The sequence below is a fragment of the Pseudomonas soli genome, from assembly GCF_021283165.2.
GTDB classification, from domain to species: Bacteria; Pseudomonadota; Gammaproteobacteria; order Pseudomonadales; family Pseudomonadaceae; genus Aquipseudomonas; species Aquipseudomonas soli.
The window spans coordinates 340,012-365,375 of sequence record NZ_CP128543.1; the positions used below are offsets into that span (position 1 = coordinate 340,012).

Annotated in this window: 21 protein-coding genes and 3 pseudogenes; 17 read left to right on the forward strand and 7 right to left on the reverse strand. The window is 62.4% G+C overall.

The features are described 5' to 3' along the window. The first annotated feature begins 10 nt into the window (after positions 1-10). From etfB to LU688_RS01450, 3 genes and pseudogenes are all read left to right on the forward strand, one after another. Positions 11-781 (forward strand): electron transfer flavoprotein subunit beta, encoded by a 771-nt coding sequence (gene etfB, locus LU688_RS01440; RefSeq protein WP_094011562.1) that lies wholly within the window; start codon positions 11-13, stop codon positions 779-781. 735 nt (positions 782-1,516) lie between these two features. Then, a pseudogene (locus tag LU688_RS01445) lies at positions 1,517-1,816 on the forward strand (RHS repeat-associated core domain-containing protein); the annotation flags it as partial. Positions 1,817-1,837: 21 nt separating this feature from the next. After that, positions 1,838-2,341: a hypothetical protein gene (locus LU688_RS01450; protein ID WP_232888122.1), complete on the forward strand. Its 504-nt coding sequence runs from the start codon at positions 1,838-1,840 to the stop codon at positions 2,339-2,341. A 191-nt stretch (positions 2,342-2,532) separates the two neighbouring features. On the opposite strand, the gene gbca is transcribed toward LU688_RS01450, so the two are convergent. Next, positions 2,533-3,825 carry a glycine betaine monooxygenase oxygenase subunit gene (gene gbca / locus LU688_RS01455; protein ID WP_094011560.1) on the reverse strand — a complete coding sequence of 431 codons (1,293 nt, stop codon included), beginning with the start codon at positions 3,823-3,825 and terminating at the stop codon, positions 2,533-2,535. A 297-nt stretch (positions 3,826-4,122) separates the two neighbouring features. Between gbca and gbcB the strand changes: the two genes are divergently transcribed. Continuing rightward, positions 4,123-5,223, forward strand: a complete 1,101-nt coding sequence (gbcB, locus tag LU688_RS01460; RefSeq protein WP_031314933.1) for a glycine betaine monooxygenase reductase subunit — start codon at positions 4,123-4,125, stop codon at positions 5,221-5,223. A gap of 87 nt (positions 5,224-5,310) precedes the next feature. On the opposite strand, the gene LU688_RS27815 is transcribed toward gbcB, so the two are convergent. After that, positions 5,311-6,183 (reverse strand): methyl-accepting chemotaxis protein, encoded by an 873-nt coding sequence (locus LU688_RS27815; protein WP_371918340.1) that lies wholly within the window; start codon positions 6,181-6,183, stop codon positions 5,311-5,313. After that, positions 6,166-6,975: pseudogene (locus tag LU688_RS27820) on the reverse strand (MCP four helix bundle domain-containing protein); the annotation flags it as partial. The gene LU688_RS27815 and the pseudogene LU688_RS27820, both read right to left, overlap by 18 nt. Positions 6,976-7,212: 237 nt before the next feature. Between LU688_RS27820 and LU688_RS01470 the strand changes: the two are divergent. The 4 genes and pseudogenes from LU688_RS01470 (at position 7,213) to LU688_RS27830 (ending at position 9,816) form a co-directional block, all read left to right on the forward strand. Next, a complete protein-coding gene (locus tag LU688_RS01470; RefSeq protein WP_011536153.1) occupies positions 7,213-7,443 on the forward strand; it encodes a hypothetical protein in 231 nt (76 codons plus the stop codon). After that, positions 7,440-7,742, forward strand: coding sequence for a cell division protein ZapA (locus LU688_RS01475; RefSeq protein ID WP_023630184.1), 303 nt, complete (start codon positions 7,440-7,442; stop codon positions 7,740-7,742). Before LU688_RS01470 ends, LU688_RS01475 begins: the two co-directional genes overlap by 4 nt. A 181-nt stretch (positions 7,743-7,923) precedes the next feature. Further along, a pseudogene (locus tag LU688_RS27825) lies at positions 7,924-8,952 on the forward strand (HAMP domain-containing protein); the annotation flags it as partial. Positions 8,953-9,087: 135 nt separating this feature from the next. Further along, positions 9,088-9,816 (forward strand): methyl-accepting chemotaxis protein, encoded by a 729-nt coding sequence (locus tag LU688_RS27830; protein ID WP_371041542.1) that lies wholly within the window; start codon positions 9,088-9,090, stop codon positions 9,814-9,816. A 70-nt stretch (positions 9,817-9,886) separates the two neighbouring features. Here LU688_RS27830 and LU688_RS01485 read toward each other — a convergent pair whose 3' ends face one another. Further along, positions 9,887-10,927 (reverse strand): threonine aldolase family protein, encoded by a 1,041-nt coding sequence (locus tag LU688_RS01485; protein ID WP_094011558.1) that lies wholly within the window; start codon positions 10,925-10,927, stop codon positions 9,887-9,889. Between the two features lie 294 nt (positions 10,928-11,221). On the opposite strand from LU688_RS01485, the gene LU688_RS01490 reads away from it, so the two are divergent. The 7 genes from LU688_RS01490 to fdhA all read left to right on the forward strand — a co-directional run bounded on the left by LU688_RS01490 (position 11,222) and on the right by fdhA (position 20,157). Then, positions 11,222-12,475: a serine hydroxymethyltransferase gene (locus LU688_RS01490; protein ID WP_023631298.1), complete on the forward strand. Its 1,254-nt coding sequence runs from the start codon at positions 11,222-11,224 to the stop codon at positions 12,473-12,475. A gap of 15 nt (positions 12,476-12,490) precedes the next feature. Next, the gene (locus tag LU688_RS01495; protein ID WP_160291018.1) at positions 12,491-13,741 is read left to right on the forward strand and encodes a sarcosine oxidase subunit beta family protein; all 1,251 of its coding nucleotides are present in this window, start codon (positions 12,491-12,493) and stop codon (positions 13,739-13,741) included. Between the two features lie 17 nt (positions 13,742-13,758). After that, positions 13,759-14,094, forward strand: coding sequence for a sarcosine oxidase subunit delta (locus tag LU688_RS01500; RefSeq protein WP_023631299.1), 336 nt, complete (start codon positions 13,759-13,761; stop codon positions 14,092-14,094). After that, complete coding sequence (locus LU688_RS01505) at positions 14,091-17,108, forward strand: sarcosine oxidase subunit alpha (protein WP_160291019.1); 3,018 nt, start codon at positions 14,091-14,093, stop codon at positions 17,106-17,108. The genes LU688_RS01500 and LU688_RS01505 overlap by 4 nt, the downstream gene beginning before the upstream one ends. Before the next feature lie 140 nt (positions 17,109-17,248). Then, positions 17,249-17,881, forward strand: coding sequence for a sarcosine oxidase subunit gamma (locus LU688_RS01510; RefSeq protein ID WP_038707202.1), 633 nt, complete (start codon positions 17,249-17,251; stop codon positions 17,879-17,881). 11 nt (positions 17,882-17,892) lie between these two features. Next, positions 17,893-18,750 (forward strand): formyltetrahydrofolate deformylase, encoded by an 858-nt coding sequence (gene purU / locus LU688_RS01515; RefSeq protein ID WP_023631289.1) that lies wholly within the window; start codon positions 17,893-17,895, stop codon positions 18,748-18,750. Positions 18,751-18,957: 207 nt separating this feature from the next. Continuing rightward, positions 18,958-20,157: a formaldehyde dehydrogenase, glutathione-independent gene (gene fdhA, locus LU688_RS01520; protein ID WP_046787516.1), complete on the forward strand. Its 1,200-nt coding sequence runs from the start codon at positions 18,958-18,960 to the stop codon at positions 20,155-20,157. Between the two features lie 326 nt (positions 20,158-20,483). Here fdhA and LU688_RS01525 read toward each other — a convergent pair whose 3' ends face one another. Then, positions 20,484-21,335 carry an RHS repeat-associated core domain-containing protein gene (locus LU688_RS01525; RefSeq protein ID WP_232888116.1) on the reverse strand — a complete coding sequence of 284 codons (852 nt, stop codon included), beginning with the start codon at positions 21,333-21,335 and terminating at the stop codon, positions 20,484-20,486. 401 nt (positions 21,336-21,736) lie between these two features. Here LU688_RS01525 and LU688_RS01530 point away from each other — a divergent pair, with 401 nt between their 5' ends. Then, entirely contained in the window at positions 21,737-22,045 is a 309-nt protein-coding gene (locus tag LU688_RS01530) for a hypothetical protein (RefSeq protein ID WP_143067553.1), read from the forward strand. 209 nt (positions 22,046-22,254) lie between these two features. Continuing rightward, positions 22,255-22,827: a DUF2780 domain-containing protein gene (locus LU688_RS01535; RefSeq protein ID WP_160291020.1), complete on the forward strand. Its 573-nt coding sequence runs from the start codon at positions 22,255-22,257 to the stop codon at positions 22,825-22,827. Positions 22,828-22,880: 53 nt separating this feature from the next. On the opposite strand, the gene LU688_RS01540 is transcribed toward LU688_RS01535, so the two are convergent. Continuing rightward, positions 22,881-24,230, reverse strand: coding sequence for an APC family permease (locus tag LU688_RS01540; RefSeq protein WP_160291021.1), 1,350 nt, complete (start codon positions 24,228-24,230; stop codon positions 22,881-22,883). Between the two features lie 171 nt (positions 24,231-24,401). Then, positions 24,402-25,289, reverse strand: coding sequence for a 1-acylglycerol-3-phosphate O-acyltransferase, YihG family (gene yihG, locus LU688_RS01545; RefSeq protein ID WP_094011551.1), 888 nt, complete (start codon positions 25,287-25,289; stop codon positions 24,402-24,404). Positions 25,290-25,364 lie beyond the last annotated feature (75 nt).

The window sequence follows — 25,364 nt, forward strand, 5'->3', positions numbered from 1 at the left end:
GGGCACGCGCATGAGTACGAAAGTCATCAGCCTGGTTTCCATCGGTGCCCACCCCAGTTCCGGGCGCGCCCGTCGCGCCGAGCAGGATGCCCGCGCCGTCGAACTGGGCCTGCAACTGGCTGGGGATAACTTGCAGGTGGTGCATGCCGGCGATCCCCGCGAAGAAGCGCTGCGTGGCTACCTGGGCATGGGGCTGGATCACCTGGATGTGCTGGAGCAACCCGCTGGCGCCGATGTGCTGGGCGTGCTGGGCGATTACCTGCGCGATGCCGGCGCCCAGTTGGTGCTGGCCGGCAGCCAGGCCGAAACCGGCGAGGGCTCGGGCATGCTTCCGTTCCTGCTGGCCGAGAAGCTGGGTTGGCCGTTGGTGGTAGGACTGGCCGAGGTGGAATCGATCGAGAATGGCACCGCCCAAGTGTTGCAAGCACTGCCACGCGGCCAGCGGCGTCGCCTGAAAGTGCGCCTGCCATTGCTGGCGACTGTGGATAACGCCGCGCCCAAGCCACGACAATCAGCCTTCGGCCCGGCCCGGCGTGGGGTGCTGGCGGCGCGCACTGCAGAGGTTGTGGACGATCCGTTGCTGGCCAAAGATGCCCTGCAACCGGCCCGCCCACGCCCCAAGCGGCTCAAGGTGATCAAGGCCAAGAGCGGCGCCGATCGCATGAAGGCCGCCACGGCCAAGGCCAGTGGCGGAGGCGGCAAGGTGCTCAAGGATGTTTCTGCTCAGGAGGGGGCCGAAGCGATCCTGAAGCTATTGGTGGAGGAGGGTGTCCTGCGCTGATGCCACCAGGGGCACGTCGTCTCCGTATAGCTCCGCTCCTACTGGCCTTGCGTATCGCCTGTAGGAGCGATCATTGCTTTTTGCCCACCGTTTCTGTTTGCCAAACTGTGGATAAAGTGTTCGCCATTTGCTGGAGAGCACGAAACTCAAGGCGCACGGGCAGTCGTTCGAAAATTGATCAGCCCAGGTTTTGGCGAATTGAAAGCCAGAAATCCGGATTGGATAGCTTAAGCAAGTATTTGCCCACAAATACTGTTGATCGACCTGTGGATAATTTGTAAAGAGTTGCTTGAAGCCCACGCTGTCGGTGCCTTGCATGCAGTTGATCAGAAAATGATCAAAGCTATGCAGCATGCTGTAGAGCCATGCATCGATAGGTCTGGCGCATGATATCCACAGCGGTGTGATGGTTGACCTGTTGTTTTCAACAGATGCTGTTGGCGTCCCTGTGGATAACGTGTTGGATGAACGCTACAGGCGTTAATTTACGTGGCGTCCATTTGGTTGATCGTTTTTTGATCAATCGGCTAGCGGCAGCCGCCACATAGGCATCTTATGGATAAAAGTGGGGCTGAAGGTTAAGAAGCTTGCCCTTGACCTGGCATTTTTACCAGTTATCACAATTTCGCGTCGGTGATAGCGTACTTCCAGTAGCCCTTCTACAGGGCTGTGCAGGCCTTCGCGGGGCAGGCATCGACCTTATCGGCTGTCATTTCCTCTTAGGAGTTCTAGTTAATGTCGAGCACGCTACTGGCAGTTGATCGCCTTCACAGTCCACTTGCCCGTTTTGGTGCATGCACTAGCACTGCCGCGTACTTGCCACATGGTTACAAGCATGGGCTCACCGCGAAGCCAAGTCTCGGTTTCACCGGCCAGCTATGCGAGCCCGCCGTAGGTTTTTACCTACTGGGTAACGGCCATAGAATTTACAATACAGTACTGAAGTGTTTTCACTCTCCTGACAGGCTAAGCCCTTTTGGCAAGGGAGGGATAAATACATATGCCTATTGTAGTCGTGATCCTGTAAATAGGACTGATCCTAGCGGTAGACTTCCAATGACTGCCCCTGTGACATCAGCGGTCAATGTAATTGTTTATGCTACAGGAGCTAAGATTACATTTGATGGTATAAATATGGGGCTTAAGCACTGGAGGTCTGAAGTCACTGGGGCGAAACGTCCGTGGACAGATCCGCTAAAGCTACCTGAGTTAGTCTCGCAATTCCTGAAAGTCTCAACTATTACTTTGTTAGGTGCAAGTGAGTTAAGAAAATTTTTTGCTTCTAAAGTTACAGATCCTGAAAACATGTTTCAGCAATCAAACCGGGACGATGATTTGACGCAGGCCTTGATTGTTAAGGCCGCAGCAGCAGCAACAGGGACCGCGTCTGTTATAATTGAGACTTTTATCGCGGGCGTGGATCTGGATAGAGCAAGAATGAAGAATAATCTAAATAAGAATATGCGTAGTGGAGAGGATCCCGAGGCTGGACATGACTTCGGTGCTGCCGCGGATATTGCGATGTTAGATACGTCAAGTGGTGCGGATGCTGGTCTGTGAGTTTTCCTGAGATTCTGGTTGACCCAATTTTATTGGGTTTATGGAATCATGTGGTTGACCCATAGATAGAATGTGCAGGTACGTATTCCCGACGTATAAATGATGGCGACGCTTATACTTGTCGAGGATGGAGAAATTGCGCCCTGAACCGACCACGCCTTGGCTGGTGCGCCAGGCGTGGTCGATTTCTTTCACTGAGCGAGCACTTCCTTCAGGTAGGGTGCCGGCTCCGCCCCCAAGTTGTTCAACAACCGCTGACTATACCAATCGATAAAATTCACCACCCCAAACTCATAAGTCTTCGAATACGGCCCCGGCTGGTAAGCCGTGGAATTGATCCCCCGCTGGTTCTCCTCGGCCAACCGCCGATCCTGGTCATTGGTGGCATCCCACACCTTGCGCATCTCTTCAGGGTTGTAATCCACCCCCTCCACCGCATCCTTGTGCACCAGCCACTTGGTGGTGACCATGGTTTCCTGGGCGCTGATCGGCCACACGGTGAACACGATCATATGATCGCCCATGCAGTGGTTCCACGAATGCGGCAGGTGCAGGATGCGCATCGAGCCGAGGTCCGGGTTCTTGATGCGCCCCATCAGCTTCTTGCAAGCCACCTTGCCGTCCATGGTCATCGACACGGTGCCCTTGAGCAGCGGCATGCGCACGATGCGGTTACGCAGGCCATGGCTCTTGTGCAGGTAAGGGATTTTCTCGGCCTCCCAGGCGGCGGCCGAGGCGGCCACGTGGTCCTTGAATTCCTGGCTGGCCCGCGGGTCGTTGGTGTCGTCCCATTCCAGCAGGGTTTTCAGCAGCTCCGGGTGCGAGCCGTTGCAGTGGTAGCACTCGCGGTTGTTCTCCAGCACCAGCTTCCAGTTGGCCTTTTCCATCAAGGTGGTCTGCACCGCCACCTTGGTGTTCTCCATGTCGTACGGTTCCATGTAGTGGTCGAGGGTGGCGAGGAACTCGTCGATGGCCGGCGGATTCTCGGCCAGGCTGATGAAGATGTAGCCCCCGGCCACCTTAACGTTCACCGGTTTCAGACCGTACTGGTTCATGTCGAAGTCGGCGCCCATCTCGGTGCCGGCGAACAGCAGGCGGCCATCGAGTTCATAGGTCCACTGGTGGTAGTGGCAGACCAGCTTGGCCACCTTGCCTTTGTCGCTCACGCACAGGCGCGAGCCGCGGTGGCGGCAGACGTTGTGGAAGGCATGCACCTTACCTTCGGCACCGCGTATCACGATGATCGGGTTCTTGCCGATCTGCAGGGTGATGTAGTTGCCCTTGGTCGGGATCTCGCAAACCATGCCGGCGATCAGCCACTCCTTGTGGAAGATCTCCTGCATGTCGATCTGGAACAGGCGCTCATCGCAGTAGAACGGTTGCGGCAGCGAGTAGGTGCGCTCGCGGGTCTGCAGCATCTTGGCGGTGGCCTTGCGTGCAGGTTCCAGTGGATCGCCCAGGCTCAGGGTTGCGGTGACGTCCATCGTGTGGTCCTCGTGGCCGCGTGCGGCCGGCTGAAGTGGCTAATCGTTGTTGTAGTGCCGCAAGGCTGTTCTTTGGGATAAACAGCGTGTTGTTTTGCCGAGGAGTGTGCGTCCGGGCCGGGAAAGGACCATATCCACGGGCGACATGGCCGCATCGAATTCCGACGCGCCAGCCCTTGTAGCGCGGGGCTGGTCGCGATAAGCACGCCGATGTCGCGGATGGGAATGTACGTAGACGGCGCTATGCGCATTATCGGAGCCATAAGAAAGGCCGACAGTCGGCTGCTGGAGATGAACATGTCCGATACCTTCCTCAATCCGGTTACCACCCAGACCTGGGCCAATGGCCGCCACATCGTGCGTTGCGTCAAGGTCATCCAGGAAACCTGGGACGTGCGCACCTTCTGCTTCATGGCCGACCAGCCGATCATGTTCTTCTTCAAGCCCGGGCAGTTCGTCACCCTTGAGCTGGAGATCGAAGGCAAGCCGGTGATGCGTTCGTACACCATCTCCAGCTCGCCGTCGGTGCCTTACAGCTTCTCGATCACCGTCAAGCGGGTGCCGGGCGGGCTGGTCTCCAACTTCCTCCACGACACCATGCACGAAGGCGCCGAGTTGCCGGTGCACGGGCCGGTGGGGCTGTTCAACGCCATCGACTTCCCGGCCGGCAAGACCCTTTATCTGTCCGGCGGCGTCGGCATCACCCCGGTGATGTCCATGGCGCGCTGGTTCTACGACACCAACGCCAATGTCGACATGGTCTTCGTGCACAGCGCCCGCTCGCCGAAAGACATCATCTACCACCGCGAGCTGGAACAGATGGCCTCGCGCATCCCCAACTTCAGCCTGCATATCATTTGCGAGAAGCACGGGTTGGGCGAGCCGTGGGCGGGTTATCGCGGCTACCTCAACCAGCGGCTGATGGAGCTGATCGCCCCGGACTACCTTGAGCGCACCATCTTCTGCTGCGGCCCCACGCCCTACATGAGCGCGGTCAAGCGCATGCTCGAAGCGGTCGGCTTCGACATGAAGAACTACCACGAGGAATCGTTCGGCGCGACGCCGCCTGAAGCCAAGGCCGACGCAGTGGAGCACGCCGAAGCGGCGGCCGATGCGCCGGAAGTGGATGCAGCCGACCTCAACCTGGTGGAGTTCGTCGGCAGTGACAAGAGCATCCGCGTGGCCCCGGGCGAAACCGTGCATGCGGCGGCGGCCAAGGTCGGGCTGATGATCCCCAAGGCCTGCGGCATGGGCATCTGCGGCACCTGCAAGGTGCTCAAGCTCGGCGGCGAGGTGGAGATGGAGCACAACGGCGGGATCACCGAGGAGGACGAGGCCGAGGGCTACATCCTGTCGTGCTGCAGCGTGCCAAAGGGGGATGTGCGGATCGAGTATTGATCCTCGATCGGATGCGATCGCGGGGCAAGCCCGCTCCCACGCAGTGAGGCTGGTGGGAGCGGGCTTGCCCCGCGATGCGTTTGAGGATCAGGTACGGAATCGCGCCACCAACCCATTCAGATCCACCGCCAGCCGCGACAGTTCGGCACTTGCCGCGCTGGTCTGGTGCGCCCCGGTGGCACTCTGCACCGACAGGTCGTTGATGTTCACCAGGTTGCGGTCCACCTCGCGGGCCACCTGGGCCTGCTCCTCGGCGGCGCTGGCAATCACCAGGTTGCGCTCGTTGATCTGCGCCACCGCGCCGGCGATGGTGTCCAGTGCCAGGCCCGCGCCACGGGCGATGTTCAGGGTCGATTCGGCGCGCTCGGTGCTGGTGCGCATCGAGTCCACGGCCTGCTCGGTGCCACCCTGGATGCTGCCGATCATCCGCTCGATCTCGCTGGTGGACTGCTGGGTGCGGTGAGCCAGGGCACGCACTTCGTCGGCAACCACGGCAAAACCACGGCCTGCCTCGCCAGCGCGGGCGGCCTCGATGGCGGCGTTGAGCGCCAGCAGGTTGGTCTGGTCGGCCAGGCCGCGGATCACGTCGAGCACCTTGCCGATATCACGGGACTGCTCGGCGAGGTGTGCGATCAGCTTGGCGGTGGCCTGCACATCGCCGCTCATGCGCTCGATGGCGCCCACGGTCTCCAGTACCAGGTCGCGGCCATCGCCGGCCGAGCGGCTGGCTTCGCTGGAGGCTTCCGAAGTGCTGACCGCGTTACGGGCCACTTCTTCGACGGCACTGGTCATCTCGGTAACGGCGGTGGCGGCCTGCTCGATCTCGTTGTTCTGCTGCTGCAGGCCACGGGCGCTTTCGTCGGTGACGCTGTTCAGCTCTTCGGCGGCGGAGGCCAGCTGGGTGGCGGAGCCTGCGATCAGCTGCAGGGTGTCGCGCAGCTTGTCCTGCATCTTGGCCATGGCCTTGAGCAGGCGCGCGGCCTCGTCGGTGCCGTCGGCGTGAATGCTGTGGGTCAGGTCGCCTTCGGCGATCTGCTCGGCGGCCTTGAGCGCCTCGTCGATGGGCTTGACGATGCTGCGGGTGAGCAGGAAGGCGAACAGCAAGGTCAGCACCGTGGCCGCTACCAGCAGGCTGATGACCAGGGCGAAGGCGCCGCTGTACTGCTCGGCCGCCTGGGCGTTGGTGGCGCTGGTCTGCTCGGTGTTGATGCGCACCAGCGCGTCCATGACCTTGTTGATCTGCTCGGAGTTGTCCAGCAGGTCGCGGTTGAGCAGTTCGCGCAGGGCATCGAGGTCGCCGGCCTGGCTCAGGCTGCGCATGCGCGCCTCGAGCTGGCGGTACTGGTTGAGCAGCAGGCCGTACTGGTCGAAGGCGGCCTTCTCGTCGGCGGCGGTCACCAGCGGCTCGTAGGCGCGGCGCGCCTTGTCGATCTGCGCGTTGCGCTCGTCCAGCAGGCGCAGGGTGTCTTGCTGCGTGGCCGGCTCGCGGTTGAGCAGCAGGCGGTAGGAGAGGGTGCGCAGGCGCAGGTTCAGTGCGGTCAGCTCGTCGAGGGTCTTGATGCTGGGCACGCTGACTTCTTCGATGGTCACGCCGGCCTGGCGGATGTTGCCCATCTGGATCAGCGAGAAGATACCCAGGCCGAGCATCAGCACACCGATCACGGCGAACCCGAGCAACGCGCGGGGCGCGATATTCATATTGCGTAAGGACATGGAGGCGGTTTCCAAGGCAGAGGAGGTGCCGCGATCCATGCGACGGAAGAAGACCTGCCTGCCTATCGGTCGTGACCGGCCAGTCTTTAGGCTGACTTGATGAAATTGTGAGGCAGCTAACTATTTTCCTGACCAGCGGTTGACCTAGGTCGGAACAAGGGGGCTGATCCTGGGTCAACCTCAACCCGGCAAACACCTTTTGAATCCGATATTTAATGGCGGGGGCGCAGGTTTTTCCTTATCGTGTGCGCCCTTTGCAACAACCGAGATAGACGCATGTTGGAAACTTCCCTGAATCAACTCGAGCAACTGGTCAGCGACCTGATGCACAAGAACGCACAGCTGGCCGAACAGAACGCCAGCCTCAGCCAGGAACTGGCGCAAGCCAAGGAAGAGAACGACAGCCTGCAGTTGTCGCTCATGGAGCAGGAAGAGAAGCACGGCGCCACCGCCGCGCGCATCCAGGCCTTGGTCGAGCGCGCCAGCGCAGGTGTCGTGAACGCATGAGACTGCAAGCGCAGCCGGTCAACGTCGTGTCGATCCTGGGCAACGACTATTCGCTGAAGGCCCCCGAGGGCCAGGAAGAAACCCTGAACCAGGCCGTGCGCATGCTCAATGTCGCCCTGGCCGAGACCAAGCGCAGCTACCCGACCCTGATCGGCGACAAGCTGCTGGTGCTGGCAGCCCTGAACCTGTGCTCCAAGCAGATCGAACTGCAGCGCGAGCACGACCGCACCCTCGAGCGCACCCAGGCGCAGATCGACGCTACGGTCGATGCCATCAGCAAGGCCGTCTCCGACGTCTGACTGACGTCATCGTGCGCCTTCGTGAGAGCGAGCTTGCCCCGCGATGCGGGCGTCCAGTCTGTCGCAGATCACTGGAACAACTGGATACTTAAGTGTATACACTTCCCGAAAAACAATAATTATCGGGGAGTGGCACATGCGCATCTGGCAGCGGAGCATCCAGTGGCAATTGATCGCGAGCATGGGCGCCGCCCTGCTGGCGAGCATCCTGGTGGTGGTGGCGATCTATACGGTGGCGCTCAACCGCCTCACCGAGCGCTATCTAGTCGATACGGCCTTGCCGGCCAGTATCGAGGCCATCCGCAACGATATCGAGCGCATGCTCGGCCGCCCGCTGGTGGCGGCCGCAGATATCGCCGGCAACACCCTCCTGCGCGACTGGCTGGCTGCCGGTGAAGATCCCGCCGCGCTGCCGGCGTTCATCGAGTACCTCGACGCCGCCAAGCAGCGCAACCACGCCTTTACCACCCTGTTCGCCTCCACGGTGAGTGGCAACTACTACAACGAAAAAGGCCTTGACCGCACCCTCAGCCGCGCCAACCCCAAGGACAACTGGTTCTACGGCTATATCGACAGCGGCGCCGAACGCATGCTGAACATCGACATCGATGGCTCCACGGGGGAACTGGCGCTGTTCATCGACTATCGCGTGGAAAAGGCCGGCCAGCTGGTGGGCGTGGCAGGCATGGGCCTGCGCATGACCGAGCTGTCCAAGCTGATCCACGACTTCAGCTTCGGCGAGCACGGCAAGGTGTTCCTGGTGCGCAACGACGGGCTGATCCAGGTTCATCCCGACCAGCAGTTCAGCGGCAAGCGTCAACTTGCCGAGCAGCTGGACGTCGAGGCGGCAAACGCTGTGCTGATGGGCGGCGAGGGCCTGCGCAGCAGCCGTTTCCAACGTGATGGCGAGGACTACCTGGCCTTGGGCCTGCCCTTGCGCGACCTGAACTGGACGCTGGTGGCCGAGGTGCCGGAAACCGAGATCTACGCCCAGGCGCGCCAGGCCATCTGGCAGACCTGCCTGATTGGCGGCGCCGTGGCGCTGATCTCGTTGTTGCTGGTGGTGCTGCTGGCGCGCGGGCTGGTACGGCCGATCCGCCAGGTCACAGCGGCGCTGGTGCAGATCGGCGGTGGCGCGGGCGACCTCAGCCATCGCCTGGACGATGCGCGCCAGGACGAACTGGGCGATCTGGCCCGGGGTTTCAACCGCTTTCTCGACAGTCAACGCGGCCTGATTGGCGAGGTGCTGCGCACCACCGAACGCCTGCACCGGTCGGTGGAGCAGGTGACCCAGGTGGTGGACAACACCGCCGAGCGCTCGGGCCGCCAGCAGGAGATGACCGAAATGGTCGCCACCGCGGTGCATGAAATGGGCCTGACCGTGCAGGATATCGCCCAGAACGCCGGCTCCGCCGCCCACGCCTCGCAATCGGCGCGGGACGAAGCGCTGCAGGCGCGGGAGGTGGTGCGCCGCTCGATCCACAACATCGAGGGCATGTCCGGGGAGATCGGCCGCGCCGCCGAGGCCGTGACCCAGCTGGCCGACGAGGTTGCCTCGATCGATGAGGTGCTGGCGGTGATCCGCAGCATATCCGAGCAGACCAACCTGCTGGCGCTCAACGCCGCCATAGAGGCAGCGCGGGCCGGTGAGATGGGCCGGGGCTTCGCGGTTGTCGCCGATGAAGTACGCACCTTGGCGCGCCGCACCCAGGTGTCCACCGACGAAGTGCAGCAGATGATCCAGCGTCTCAAGCAGGGCGCAGGCATGGCGGTGGCGTCGATGCAGGCCGGGCAAACGGCCACCGGCAACGGTGTCGAGTCGAGCCAGCGCACTGGTACCTCGCTCGGCGCGATCACCGATCAGGTCGAGCGCATCAGCGGCATGAACGAGCAGGTAGCCACGGCCACCGAGGAACAGTCGGCGGTGACCGAGGAGATCAACCGGACGGTACAGGGCATTTCCGACCTGGCGCGGCAGACGGCGGCCGAGGTGCAGGATTGCCGCGAGGAGTGCCAGGCGCTGCGTGGTTTGGCCGATGACCTGGCGCGACAGATGGGTGGGTTCAGGCTGTAAAACAATCGCGGGGCAAGCCCGCTCCCACGACAGTTGCGTGGGAGCGGGCTTGCCCCGCGATTAGGGTCTGTCAGGCACCAACGATGGCGCGGATATCCGCCGCCAACTCCCGCACGCGGGATTCTTGGGTATCCCACGAGCACATGAACCGAGCACCACCGCTACCGATGAAGGTATAGAAACGCCAGCCTTTGTTGCGCAACGCCTCCAGCGCAGGTTCCGGCATCTGCAGGAATACCCCGTTGGCCTCAACCGGGAACATCAGCTCCACCCCCGGCAGGTCACTCACCAGCGACGCCAGCAGCTGCGCGCAGTGGTTGGCGTGCTGGCCATGGCGCATCCACGCGCCGTCTTCGAGCAGCCCGACCCATGGCGCCGACAAGAAGCGCATCTTCGACGCCAACTGCCCGGCCTGCTTGCAGCGGTAGTCGAAGTCCTCGGCCAGGTCGCGGTTGAAGAACAGGATCGCCTCGCCCACCGCCATGCCGTTCTTGGTGCCGCCAAAACACAGCACATCGACGCCAGACTTCCAGGTCAGCTCGGCCGGCGAACAGCCGAGGAACGCGCAGGCATTGGTGAAGCGCGCGCCGTCCATGTGCAGGTTCAGGCCCAGCTCCTTGCAGGTGGCGCTGATCGCCTTGAGCTCGTCGGGGCGGTAGACGGTGCCCACTTCGGTGGCCTGGGTAAGGGTCACCACCCGCGGCTTGGGGTAGTGGATGTCCTGGCGCTTGAGCGCCACTTCGCGGATCGACTCGGGGGTGAGCTTGCCGTTGACGCTAGGCGCGGTGAGCAGCTTGGAGCCGTTGGAGAAGAACTCCGGCGCGCCGCATTCGTCGGTCTCGACGTGAGCGGTCTCGGAGCAGATCACGCTGTGGTAGCTCTGGCACAGCGAGGCGAGTGCCAGGGAGTTGGCAGCGGTGCCGTTGAAGGCGAAGAACACTTCGCAGTCGGTCTCGAACAGCTTGCGGAAGTACTCCGAGGCCCGTTCGGTCCACTGGTCGTCGCCGTAGGCGCGTTCGTGGCCCTGGTTGGCCTTTTCCATCGCGGCCCAGGCTTCGGGGCAGATGCCGGAATAGTTGTCGCTGGCGAATTGCTGGTTGTTGTTGGTCATGACGCCTGTCCTTTTTACGACGCAGGCACGCACTCTAAACCATCGATTCGGCGGTTGCCTATACAGGTTGTCCAAAGGCAGCGCAGGCCTCGTGGGAGCGGGCTTGCCCGCGATGAGGCCATCCGGGGCAAGCCCGCTCCCGCGCTGTTTTCCACAGTGCCTTGAACAATGTCGTAAACGCGCCATTGCAAGGCGCGCGCAGGCATCTGTACCGCCGTGCCCGGTCATACCATCGCTGCAAAGGGTGGGAAAACCCTCACCAGACAAGAAACGATCGCTGCCGGGAGATACACGATGTTCAGCAAGCAAGACCAGATCCAGGGTTACGACGACGCACTGCTGGCGGCGATGAATGCCGAGGAACAGCGCCAGGAAGATCACATCGAGCTGATCGCCTCGGAGAACTACACCAGCAAGCGCGTGATGCAGGCCCAGGGCAGCGGCCTGACCAACAAGTACGCCGAAGGCTATCCGGGCAAGCGCTACTACGGCGGCTGCGAACATGTGGATAAAGTCGAGGCGCTGGCCATCGAGCGCGCCAAGCAGCTGTTCGGCGCCGACTACGCCAACGTCCAGCCGCACTCCGGCTCCTCGGCCAACGGCGCCGTGTACCTGGCCCTGCTGCAGGCCGGCGACACCATCCTGGGCATGAGCCTGGCCCACGGCGGCCACCTGACCCACGGCGCCAAGGTGTCGTCCTCGGGCAAGCTGTACAACGCCGTGCAGTACGGAATCGACACCGCAACCGGCTTGATCGACTACGACGAAGTCGAGCGTCTGGCCGTGGAACACAAGCCGAAGATGATCGTCGCCGGCTTCTCGGCCTACTCCAAGACCCTGGATTTCCCGCGTTTCCGCCAGATCGCCGATAAAGTCGGCGCGCTGCTGTTCGTCGACATGGCCCATGTCGCCGGCCTGGTCGCCGCCGGCCTGTACCCAAACCCCATCCCCTTCGCCGACGTGGTCACCACCACCACCCACAAGACCCTGCGCGGTCCGCGTGGCGGCCTGATCCTGGCCAAGTCCAACGAAGAGATCGAGAAGAAGCTCAACGCCGCCGTGTTCCCCGGTGCCCAGGGCGGCCCGCTGATGCACGTGATCGCCGCCAAGGCGGTGTGCTTCAAGGAAGCACTGGAGCCCGAGTTCAAGGCCTACCAGAAACAAGTCATCGAAAACGCCCAGGCCATGGCCCAGGTGTTCATCGAGCGCGGCTACGACGTGGTGTCGGGCGGTACCGACAACCACCTGTTCCTGGTCAGCCTGATCCGCCAGGGCCTGACCGGCAAGGACGCCGACGCCGCCCTGGGCCGCGCCCATATCACCGTCAACAAGAACGCCGTGCCCAACGACCCGCAGTCGCCGTTCGTCACCTCGGGCCTGCGCATCGGCACCCCGGCCGTCACCACCCGCGGCTTCAAGGTCGCCCAGTGCGTGGCGCTGGCCGGCTGGATCTGCGATGTGCTGGACAACCTGGGCGACGCCGATGTCGAGGCCGATGTGGCCAAGAACGTCGCCGCGCTGTGCGCCGACTTCCCGGTCTACCGCTGAGTGGAGCAGAACACCATGCAACGTTATTCGGGCTTCGGCCTCTTCAAGCACTCCCTCAGCCACCACGAGAACTGGCAGCGCATGTGGCGCACGCCGACGCCGAAAAAGGTCTATGACGTGGTCATCGTCGGCGGTGGCGGCCATGGCCTGGCCACCGCCTACTACCTGGCCAAGGAGCACGGCATCACCAATGTCGCAGTGATCGAGAAAGGTTACCTGGGCGGCGGCAACACCGCCCGCAACACCACCATCGTGCGTTCCAACTACCTGTGGGACGAGTCTGCGCACTTGTACGAGCACGCCATGAAGCTGTGGGAAGGCCTCTCACAGGATATCAACTACAACGTGATGTTCTCCCAACGTGGCGTCTACAACCTGTGCCATACCCTGCAGGACATCCGCGACTCCGAGCGCCGGGTCAACGCCAACCGCCTCAACGGCGTCGATGGCGAGCTCATCCGTACCGAACAGGTAGCGACCGAGATCCCCTATCTGGATTGCTCGAAGAACACCCGCTACCCGATCCTCGGGGCCACCGTGCAACGGCGTGGCGGAGTGGCTCGCCACGATGCCGTGGCCTGGGGCTATGCCCGTGCCGCTGACGCGCTGGGCGTGGACCTGATCCAGCAGACCGAAGTGATCGGCTTCCGCAAGGAAAACGGCGCGGTGATCGGCGTCGAGACCAACAAGGGCTTCATCGGCGCCAAGCGCGTCGGCGTGGTCACCGCCGGTAACTCCGGGCACATGGCCAAGCTCGCCGGCTTCCGCCTGCCGCTGGAGTCGCACCCATTGCAGGCGCTGGTATCGGAGCCGATCAAGCCGATCATCGACAGCGTGATCATGTCCAATGCCGTGCACGGCTACATCAGCCAGTCCGACAAGGGCGACCTGGTGATCGGCGCCGGCATCGACGGCTGGGTCGGCTACGGCCAGCGCGGCTCGTACCCGGTCATCGAGCACACCCTGCAGGCGATCGTCGAGATGTTCCCGATCCTCTCCCGCGTACGCATGAACCGCCAGTGGGGCGGCATCGTCGACACCACCCCCGACGCTTGCCCGATCATCTCCAAGACCCCGGTGAAGAACATGTTCTTCAACTGCGGCTGGGGCACTGGCGGCTTCAAGGCCACCCCGGGCTCGGGCAACGTGTTTGCCGCCAGCCTGGCCAAGGGCGAGATGCACCCGCTGGCCGCGCCATTCTCCATCGACCGTTTCTACAACGGCGCGCTGATCGACGAACACGGCGCCGCTGCCGTCGCCCACTGACCCCGGAGACAACCGTCATGTTGCACATCTTCTGTCCCCACTGCGGCGAGCTGCGCTCCGAGGAAGAATTCCACGCGTCCGGCCAGGCCCATATCGCCCGCCCGCTGGACCCGAACGCCTGCTCCGACGAGGAGTGGGGCACCTATATGTTCTTCCGCGACAACCCGCGTGGCATCCACCACGAGCTGTGGGATCACGTTGCCGGCTGCCGCCAGTACTTCAACGTCACCCGCGACACCGTGACCTACGAGATTCTGGAAACCTACAAGATCGGCGAGAAGCCTCAGGTCACCGCCGCCTCGAAACAGAGCAGCGCGCCAGCGACCGCCAAGGGCCAAGGGGAAAAAGTATGAGCCAGACCTATCGCCTCGCCAGCGGCGGCCGTATCGACCGCAGCAAGGTGCTGAACTTCACCTTCAACGGCAAGACCTACCAGGGCTATGCCGGCGACACCCTGGCCGCCGCGCTGCTGGCCAACGGCGTCGATATCGTCGGGCGCAGCTTCAAGTACTCGCGTCCCCGCGGGATCATCGCCGCCGGCACCGAAGAGCCGAATGCGATCCTGCAGATCGGCGCCAGCGAAGCCACCCAGATCCCCAACGTGCGCGCCACCCAGCAGGCCCTGTATGCAGGCCTGGTGGCCACCAGCACCAACGGCTGGCCGAACGTCAATAACGACATGATGGGCATCATCGGCAAGGTCGGCGGCAGCATGATGCCGCCCGGGTTCTACTACAAGACCTTCATGTACCCCAAGTCGTTCTGGATGACCTACGAGAAGTACATCCGCAAGGCGGCGGGCCTTGGGCGCGCGCCGCTGCAGAACGACCCCGACAGCTACGACTACATGAACCAGCACTGCGACGTGCTGATCGTCGGCGCCGGCCCCGCCGGCCTGGCCGCCGCGCTGGCCGCCGCGCGTAGTGGTGCAAGGGTGATCCTCGCCGATGAACAGGAAGAGTTCGGTGGCACCCTGCTCGACAGCCGCGAAACCCTCGACGGCAAACCGGCCGCCGACTGGGTCAGCGCCGTGGTGGCCGAGCTGGAGAGCCTGCCGGAAGTCACCCTGCTGCCGCGCAGCACGGTCAACGGCTACCACGACCACAACTTCCTCACCATCCACGAACGCCTCACCGACCACCTCGGCGACCGCGCCCCGATAGGCCAGGTGCGTCAGCGGGTGCATCGCGTGCGCGCCAACCGCGTGGTGCTGGCGGCTGGTGCCCACGAGCGCCCGCTGGTGTACGGCAACAACGACCTGCCGGGCAACATGCTTGCTGGCGCCGTATCGACCTACGTGCGCCGTTACGGCGTGGCCCCAGGCCGCAAGCTGGTGCTGTCGACCAACAACGACCATGCCTACCGCGCCGCGCTGGACTGGCACGACGCCGGCCTGCAAGTGGTCGCCATCGCCGACGCGCGCCACAACCCACGCGGTTCGCTGGTCGAAGAGGCGCGTGCCAAGGGCATCCGCATCCTCACCTCCAGCGCCGTGATCGAGGCCAAGGGCAGCAAGCACGTCACCGGCGCCCGCGTGGCCGCCATCGATGTGCAGGCGCACAAGGTCACCAGCCCCGGTGAAACCCTCGACTGCGACCTGATCGCCACCTCCGGCGGCTACAGCCCGGTGGTGCACCTGGCCTCGCACCTGGGCGGTCGCCCGGTCTGGCGTGAGGACATCCTCGGCTTCGTGCCGGGAGATGCGCCGCAGAAGCGCGTGTGCGTCGGGGGCGTGAACGGTGTCTACGCCCTCGGTGACGTGATCGCCGACGGTTTCGAAGGCGGTGTTCGCGCCGCTACCGAGGCGGGCTTCAAGGCCAGTGTCGGCACCTTGCCGAAAACCCTGGCGCGCAAGGAAGAGGCCACCGTTGCCCTGTTCCAGGTGCCCCACGACAAAGGCACCGCCCGTGCGCCGAAGCAGTTCGTCGATCAACAGAACGACGTCACCGCCGCGGCCATCGAGTTGGCCACCCGCGAAGGCTTCGAGTCGGTCGAGCACGTCAAGCGCTACACCGCGCTGGGCTTCGGCACCGACCAGGGCAAGCTGGGCAACATCAACGGCCTGGCCATCGCCGCCCGTTCGCTCGGGATCGGCATCCCGGAAATGGGCACCACCATGTTCCGCCCCAACTACACGCCGGTGACCTTCGGCGCGGTAGCCGGCCGGCACTGCGGCCACCTGTTCGAGCCGGTGCGCTTCACCGCCCTGCATGCCTGGCACATCAAGAACGGCGCCGAGTTCGAGGACGTCGGCCAATGGAAGCGCCCGTGGTACTTCCCCAAGCCAGGTGAAGACATTCACACCGCCGTGGCCCGCGAATGCAAGGCCGTGCGTGACAGCGTCGGCCTGCTGGACGCCTCGACCCTGGGCAAGATCGACATCCAAGGTCCGGACGCCCGCGAGTTCCTCAACCGCATCTACAGCAACGCCTGGACCAAGCTCGACGTGGGCAAGGCCCGCTACGGCCTGATGTGCAAGGAAGACGGCATGGTCTTCGACGACGGCGTGACCGCCTGCGTCGGCGACAACCACTTCATCATGACCACCACCACCGGCGGCGCCGCTCGCGTGCTGCAGTGGCTGGAGCTGTACCACCAGACCGAATGGCCGGAAATGAAGGTGTACTTCACCTCGGTCACCGACCACTGGGCGACCATGACCCTGTCCGGCCCCAACAGCCGCAAGCTGCTGGCCGAGGTCAGCGACATCGACCTGGACAAGGACGGTTTCCCGTTCATGAGCTGGAAGGAAGGCCTGGTCGGCGGCGTGCCGGCGCGGGTGTTCCGCATTTCGTTCACCGGCGAGCTGTCGTACGAGATCAACGTGCAGGCCAACTACGCCATGGGCGTGCTGGAGCAGATCGTCGAGGCGGGCAAAAAGTACAACCTGACCCCGTACGGCACCGAGACCATGCACGTGCTGCGCGCCGAGAAGGGCTTCATCATCGTCGGCCAGGACACCGACGGCTCGATGACCCCGGACGACCTCAACATGAGCTGGTGCGTGGGCCGCAACAAGGCCTTCTCTTGGATCGGCCTGCGCGGCATGAACCGTGAAGACACCACCCGCGACAATCGCAAGCAGCTGGTGGGCCTCAAGCCCGTGGACCCGAACGTGTGGCTGCCGGAGGGCGCCCAGCTGGTGTTCGACCCCAAGCAGCCGATCCCGATGGACATGGTCGGCCACGTCACCTCCAGCTACGCGGCCAACTCCCTGGGCTATTCGTTCGCCATGGGCGTGGTCAAGGGCGGCCTCAAGCGCATGGGCGAGCGGGTGTATTCGCCGCAGGCCGATGGCAGCGTGATCGAGGCGGAAATCGTGTCTTCGGTGTTCTTCGACCCGAAGGGTGAGCGGCAGAACGTCTAAGGCTTCCGGCTGGCGACACCGGATACTGTGGGAGCGGGCTTGCCCCGCGATGCGATGGAGGCCTTGGCGCCCCCATAGCGGGGCAAGCTCCCACGGTGCCGATGCCGCTCTGACCTACAAGAATTCAAGGCAGGTAAGAAATGAGCGCTATCAACGTCTTCCAGCAAAACCCAGGCCCTGAAGCCAAGGCTCAGTCGCCACTGCACCACGCCGACCTGGCCAGCCTGGTCGGCAAGGGCCGCAAGAATGCAGGCGTGACCCTGCGCGAAAAGAAATTCCTCGGCCACCTGACCCTGCGTGGCGACGGCCATGACCAGGCCTTCGCCGGCGGCGTGCACAAGGCCCTTGGCCTGGAGCTGCCGGTGGCCCTGACCGTGGTCGCCAACAGCGAGATGTCGCTGCAATGGGTCGGCCCGGACGAGTGGTTGCTGATCGTCCCCGGCGGCCAGGAGTTCGCCGTCGAGCAGAAGCTGCGCGATGCCCTCGACGGCCAGCATATCCAGGTGGTCAACGTCACCGGTGGGCAGACCCTGCTCGAGCTGCGTGGCCCCAACGTGCGCGACGTGCTGATGAAATCCACCAGCTATGATGTACACCCGAACAACTTCCCGGTCGGCAAGGCCGTCGGCACCGTGTTCGCCAAGTCGCAACTGGTGATACGCCGCACCGCCGAGGACACCTGGGAGCTGGTGATTCGCCGCAGCTTCTCCGACTACTGGTGGCTGTGGCTGCAGGACGCGTCGGCCGAGTACGGCCTGGCCATCGAAGCCTAAGGAGCAGCACCATGAGTCGGGCACCGGACACCTGGATTCTCACCGCCGACTGCCCGAGCATGCTCGGCACGGTCGATGTGGTGACGCGTCACCTCTACGAGCAGCGCTGCTACGTCACCGAGCACCATTCCTTTGATGACCGGCTATCGGGGCGGTTCTTCATACGTGTGGAGTTCCGCGCCGCGGACGGCTTCGACGAGGAGGGCTTCCGTGCCGGCCTCGCCGAACGCAGCGAAGCCTTCGGCATGGCTTTCGAGCTGACCGCGCCGAATCACCGCCCCAAGGTGGTGATCATGGTGTCCAAGGCCGACCACTGCCTGAACGACCTGCTGTACCGCCAACGCATCGGCCAGTTGGCCATGGACGTGGTAGCGGTGGTGTCCAACCACCCCGACCTGGAGCCCCTGGCGCACTGGCACAAGATTCCGTACTACCACTTCGCCCTCGACCCCAACGACAAACCGGCGCAGGAGCGCAAGGTGCTGCAGGTGATCGAGGAGAGCGGCGCCGAACTGGTGATCCTCGCCCGCTACATGCAAGTGCTGTCGCCGGAGCTGTGCCGCCGGCTGGATGGCTGGGCGATCAACATCCACCACTCGCTGCTGCCTGGCTTCAAGGGCGCCAAGCCGTATCACCAGGCCTACAACAAGGGCGTGAAGATGGTGGGTGCCACCGCGCACTATATCAACAACGACCTGGACGAAGGGCCGATCATCGCCCAGGGCGTGGAGGTGGTGGATCACAGCCACTATCCGGAAGACCTGATCGCCAAGGGGCGGGATATCGAGTGCCTGACCCTGGCACGGGCGGTTGGCTATCACATCGAAAGAAGGGTGTTCCTAAACGCGAATAGGACTGTCGTTCTCTAAGCCGAAACCATCGCGGGGCAAGTCGCATCGCGATGGTTTTTTTACGACAGATGGTGCGCCGCAAACAGGTATCCCCCTGTCGCATCCAGTCACCGCCCCATCCCCCATCAAGCCCACAATCCCTTCATTCCAGTAACACAGGCCGCCCACGGAAAGGCGGCGCTTTCCACCACCGCTGCATAAATACAAATCAAGCGAGGTAAGAGCATGTCTGGTAACCGTGGAGTGGTGTATCTCGGCGCGGGCAAGGTCGAGGTGCAGAAGATCGACTACCCCAAGATGCAGGACCCGCGCGGCAAGAAGATCGAGCACGGTGTCATTCTCAAGGTGGTCTCCACCAACATCTGCGGCTCCGACCAGCACATGGTCCGCGGCCGCACCACCGCCCAGGTCGGCCTGGTGCTGGGCCACGAAATCACTGGTGAAATCGTCGAGATGGGGCGTGATGTCGAGCGCCTGAAAATCGGCGACCTGGTGTCGGTGCCGTTCAACGTCGCCTGCGGTCGCTGCCGCTCGTGCAAAGAGATGCACACCGGCGTCTGCCTTACCGTCAACCCGGCCCGCGCCGGCGGCGCCTACGGCTATGTCGACATGGGCGACTGGACCGGCGGCCAGGCCGAATACGTGCTGGTGCCGTACGCCGACTTCAACCTGCTGAAACTGCCGGACCGCGACAAGGCCATGGAGAAGATCCGCGACCTGACCTGCCTGTCCGACATCCTGCCCACCGGCTACCACGGTGCCGTCACCGCGGGCGTTGGCCCGGGCAGCACCGTCTACGTTGCAGGTGCCGGTCCAGTCGGCCTGGCTGCCGCAGCGTCCGCCCGCCTGCTGGGCGCCGCCTGCGTGATCGTCGGCGACCTTAATCCGCTGCGCCTGGCCCATGCCAAGTCCCAGGGTTTCGAGGTGGTCGATCTGTCCAAGGACACCCCGCTGCATGAGCAGATTGTCGATATCCTCGGCGAGCCGGAAGTGGACTGCGCCGTCGATGCCGTCGGCTTCGAGGCCCGTGGCCATGGTCATGAAGGCGCCAAGCACGAAGCCCCGGCCACCGTGCTCAACTCGCTGATGCAAGTGACCCGCGTCGCCGGCAACATCGGCATCCCGGGTCTTTATGTGACCGAAGACCCGGGCGCGGTGGATGCTGCCGCCAAGATCGGCGCGCTGAGCATCCGCTTTGGTCTGGGCTGGGCCAAGTCCCACAGCTTCCACACCGGGCAAACCCCGACCATGAAGTACAACCGCCAGCTGATGCAGGCGATCATGTGGGACCGCATCAATATCGCCGAAGTGGTGGGGGTGCAGGTGATCAGCCTGGATCAGGCGCCCGAGGGGTATGGCGAGTTTGATGCAGGGGTGCCGAAGAAGTTTGTGATTGATCCGCATAAGACGTTTAGTGCGGCGTAGGTCGGAATAATCAGAGCCCCGTATATAGGGGCTCTGTTTTTTGTATTGCTCATGTTCGATAGGCACTTTAAGTGTGCGACTTTTTCGGCTCTGATGAATTTGCAGTTGGAGATGTTTCGTCTTTTTCAGAGAGCCTTTCGTAAAAAGTATTACGGTTTTTTGGGGGGGAATGACGGAGCACTGAGCCCTGCATATCAGTTGCTAGTAATGTCGTGGAGGTCATGCGCTTATGTTTCTGTGTCATACGGGAAACCTATGTTGAGAGACTTTGCGCCTGAAGCTGCTGTGAAGCCAGAAATCTGACGGTTTATGTATAATTAAAAGTATTATTTGGTGTTGGTTCGCATAAGGTTTTGCGCGTAGTCAAGGTCGGCTTCAAGCTGCTTTAGATGATGGGTGAGTAGAATAAGATTTTTTTTGGGGGCTGAATACTGTGCTGATAATTCTGTAAATATTATGCGATTTTTTTTTGTTTTGTCATCTATAGCAGAGATTTCGTCTGTTATTGTGCCAAGGTCTTGAGTCCTTTTAAGTAACTCAACGTATTTTTTGCGCTGCGTGTTAAGGTCATCTATGGCGGCTTCCGCTTCAAGCATTTTTTTAATGCCGCGACCATATTTTTTTTTGTAATTTTGAATGTTTTGGCTCGTTTTCTGAATTTCTTGCGTTTGTTCTTGACTTAAATTTTGTAGATGGATAGTTTCTGAATCGGTGAATTTAGGAGCTGGTACTAGTTTTGTTTGACCGTTGATTTGTTCATTTCTGTAGAGCTTCCCGTTTATATTGCTTTTATCGCCGATTAGCGTTAAGCCCGCTGGGCTTCGTAGCGGATTTTTCATGTAGCCGGAGGCGTCCGTATAATTTACCGGGTCATTAGAACAGTAAGCGTAAGCATTGATGTTACCGGCTCCGAAAGGACTTAAGCGGTCGGGCGAGTGAAAACGCATCAGTATTGGATTGTAGGCTCTGTAGCTGCCAAGTAGGTAGAAGCCTGCAACTGTGCGAAGTTCCGCGTTGAATCGGAGCTGGGGGCTGTCCGAGATTGCATGTGGGTCGAACCCGTAGGTCGCATACGATAGTGAAAGAGGCTCTTGTTTTGTATGCGCACGCAATATTGAACCTTGCATGTCTGTTGCCAGTAACGATGTTGCCGAGGGGGAGAGGTGCTTCGGTTGCATGACTGTCTCCAAATGATCTTGGGTCTCCTTCACAAATTTGCGGCAATGGAGCTAGGCCCGCTACTGGCAAAAATGCTAGGTCTCAAAAAGAATCCTACCCAGAATGAGGCTATACCCCACATACTGCTTGAGGTTGCAGGAAATATCCTACGCGATATGTCGATGCACTTCTGATTGTCCGGGGAAATCCTGCCCACTAGGCTTTCCCGGTCGCTGTCGGTTCAGCGATCGGGTGTGGAAACCCGGATATGCGTCCTGGAACGTGTCGTTATGGCGGCTGTGCGCGGGAGGCTTAGTGCCTACCGGGTTTTCCTGAATGCATCCGAGTCCACCCCGTGTACAGCTGCAACCCTTTTGTGTGGAAACGAATAATGCAGCATCACTGCATTCAGGTGACTGTCATGAAAAAATCGTCCCCCGACCCACCCGAAGACCTCCACGCCAAATTACAACTCCCACCCGGCCAATCCCTTTCCACTGCTCTCCTCGAAGGCGCCGTGCCCATCGAGGAGGTGCTGATGAACGTCTGCCATTTCATGTTCATCGCCTATACCGACGGCTATCACGCCCAAGAGCTGGCGACCGACGGCGATGTGAAGCAGCTCCAGGCGTCGAGCCTGCAGCATCTGACTGTCGCCTGGGGGCAGTCAGATGCGCTGGTGGGGGCGTTGAAGCAGGTGCCTGCCTCGGGCTTTTATCAGCCGGGTTGAAATAGCCGCGGTCGCTGTGCGGCCCATCGCCGGCAAGCCCACACACAGGTACAGCGCAGGCCTTAGGCTGTTGTGCAATCCACTGTGGGAGCTGGCTTGCCAGCGATTGGGCCTTGGGATGAACACCGATGGCCGGCCCGGAACAAACCTCCGGCACCCCAGTCCAACCCTTCGTTTCCCGGCCATTCCGGCCGACGAGGTCCCTCCCGATGAAAGCATTCACCCTGACAACCCTGACAACCCTGATGACCCTGGCCGTAAGCCCGGTGTTCGCCTTCAACCTCAGCGACGCGGCCAATGCCGTCTCGGCCATGCAGAACCAGCAGGTTCAGGGACAAGCGCCAGCCGCCCAGGCCAACCTGCTCAACACGCTGGGTAGCGAATTGAAGATCACTCCGGAGCAAGCCATCGGCGGCGCGGGGGCCATGTTGGGCCTGGCGCGCAACAACCTCAGCGGCGATGACTACGGGCAGTTGACCAAGGCCGTGCCGGGGCTCGACCTGCTGTCGGGCAACAATGCGCTGGGTGGGCTGAACGGCTTGGGGCAGTTGCTGGGCAATGACAAGAACAGCTCGGCCCTGAGCAATGCGCTGGGCGGTGAAGTCGAGAACCGCAATGACCTGGACAACGCCTTCAAGGCGCTGGGCATGGATACCGGGATGATCGGCCAGTTCGCGCCGTTGATCCTGCAGTACCTGGGCCAGCAGGGGATTGCCGGGTCGCTGCTGCAAAACCTGGGGAGTTTGTGGGGTAGCCCGGCGGTACATACCCCGTCGGTCTGACCCCCACCCTCTGCAGGAGCTTGCACTGCCACTCCTGCAGGAGACATGCGGGGCTACGCGGTTTCGGAGAAATCCACCAGCCGCACTGGCCGACGAAAACCGGCCGTCAGCACCGCCAGGTACGCCAGCCCCAACGCAAACCAGCACAAGCCGATCACCAGCGTCAGCGCCGACAGGCTGGTCCACAGCCACAAGGTCAGGCCCAACCCCACCAGCGGTACCGCGCCATAGCGCAGCAGGCCCAGCGGCGTGCGCTGTCCCGCGTCATCCATCAGGTGCGTCTTCACCACCGCCAGGTTCACCGCCGAGAACGCCACCAGCGCGCCAAAGCTGATCAGCGAGGCGAGGGTGGCCAGGTCGATCACCAGTGCCAGCAGCGAGAACGCCGATACCAGCAGGGTGGCGAACACCGGCGTGCCGAAGCGTGGCGACAGGTAGCCGAAGCTGCGCTGCGGCAGTACGTGGTCGCGGCCCATGGTGAACAGGATGCGCGACACCGCCGCCTGCGAGGCCAGCGCCGAGCCCAGGCTGCCGGCAACGAAGGCAGCGGTGAAGAAGTTGGCGAGGAACTGCCCGCCGGCCTTCATCATCACTTCGTTGGCGGCGGCATCGGTGTTGGCGAAGGTGCTGCCCGGCAGCACCAGCTGGCTGACATACGCCAGCACGGTGAACAGCAGCCCGGCGCCAAGGGTGGTGAGGATGATCGCTCGCGGCACGTCGCGGCGGGCGTCCTTGCATTCTTCGGCCAGGGTCGACACGGCATCGAAGCCGAGGAACGACAGGCACAGCACCGCAGCCCCTGCCATCAAGGCAGCGAAGCCCGGCGCGCTGCCATCACCGCGCAGCGGCGCCAGCAGGTCCACCGGCTGGCCGGCCAGGCCCTGCCAGGACAGGGCGACGAACACGCCGATGAAGACGATCTGCGCGCCGACGATCAGGTTGCTGGTCTTGGCCACCGAGTGGATGCCGACCACGTTGAGCACGGTCACCACGGCGATGGCCGCCAGCACGATGGCCCAGGCCGGGATGGCCGGGAAGGCGATGTTGAGGAACAGCCCGATCAGCAGGTAATTGATCATCGGGATGAACAGGTAGTCGAGCAGCAGGGACCAGCCCGCCAGGAAACCCACGTTGGGGCCGAACGCCATGTTGGTGTAGGAGTACGCCGAGCCCGCGACCGGGAAGCGCTTGACCATGAAGCTGTAGGAGGTGGCGGTGAACAGCATGGCCAGCAGGGTGACCAGGTAGGCAGCGGCGGTGCGGCCACCGGTGAGTTCGGTGACGATGCCGTAGGTGGTGAAGATGGTCAGCGGGACCATGTACACCAGGCCGAAGAACACCAGGGCGGGCAGGCCCAGGACGCGGCGCAGTTGCGCGGGGGCGGAGCAGGGAGGGTTGGCCATCGATCGATCCTGGCTTTTCTTGTAGTTGTGGTTGATCGATTTTTATCCACTCAGATGGGTGGTGACAAACAAAGAGTTCCTTATGTCGATTATAAATCTGGATTTTAATCGGGGTTTGGTGAGGTATTTGTAGGCCCTATCGCGGGCAAGAGCGCGCCAGGGCCATTGGTTTCAGCGCATCTCTGCGCGCAACTGCGCGATCCGCTGGTCCTTGTCCAGCCACAGCTGGTTGACCCAGGCCTGCACCGTCTGACGGAACGTCGGATCGTTCTCGTAATCGCCCGCGCACAACGCCGGGTCCAGCTCGCGCACGCGGATGTCGATGATTACCCGGCTGATACTGCCGTTGAGCAGGTCCCAGAACCCCGGCGCCTTGTCGCCCGGGTAGACGATGGTCACATCGAGCAGCGCATCCAGCTGCTCGCCCAGCGCCGCCAGTACGAAAGCCACGCCGCCGGCCTTGGGCTTGAGCAGGTGACGGTAGGGCGATTGCTGCTCGGCGCGCTTGGCCTCGGTGAATCGGGTGCCTTCGAGGTAGTTGACCACGGTCACCGGTTGGCGCTTGAACAGCTCGCAGGCGGCCTTGGTGATCTCCAGGTCCTTGCCCTTGAGTTCGGGGTGCTTGTCGAGGAAGGCCTTGCTGTAGCGCTTCATGAACGGGTAATCCAGGCCCCACCAGGCCAGGCCCAGCAGCGGTACCCAGATCAGCTCTTTCTTGAGGAAGAACTTGAAGAACGGCACGCGGCGGTTGAGGCTCTCGATCAGCGCCGGGATATCCACCCAGGTCTGGTGATTGCTCACGCACAGGTACGAGGTGTCCTGGCGCAGCGTGTCGACGCCGCGAATGTCCCACTGGGTGGGGATGCACAGGGCGAAGATGGCCTTGTCGATTTCCGACCAGGTTTCGGCGATCCACATCACCGCGGCCGACGCGTAGTCGCGGCCACGGCCCGGCAGCACCAGCTTGAGCAGGGCGAAGACCAGCAGCGGGCCGATCAGCACCAGGGTGTTGAGCAGCAGCAGGGTGAGGGTGAGGATGCCGGTCAGCAGGCGACGCATAAGGGGACTCTTGTTGTGTGAGGTGAACGGTTGGCAATGATAAGCAGGGTATGGCCCTTAGCCAAACGTCGTACG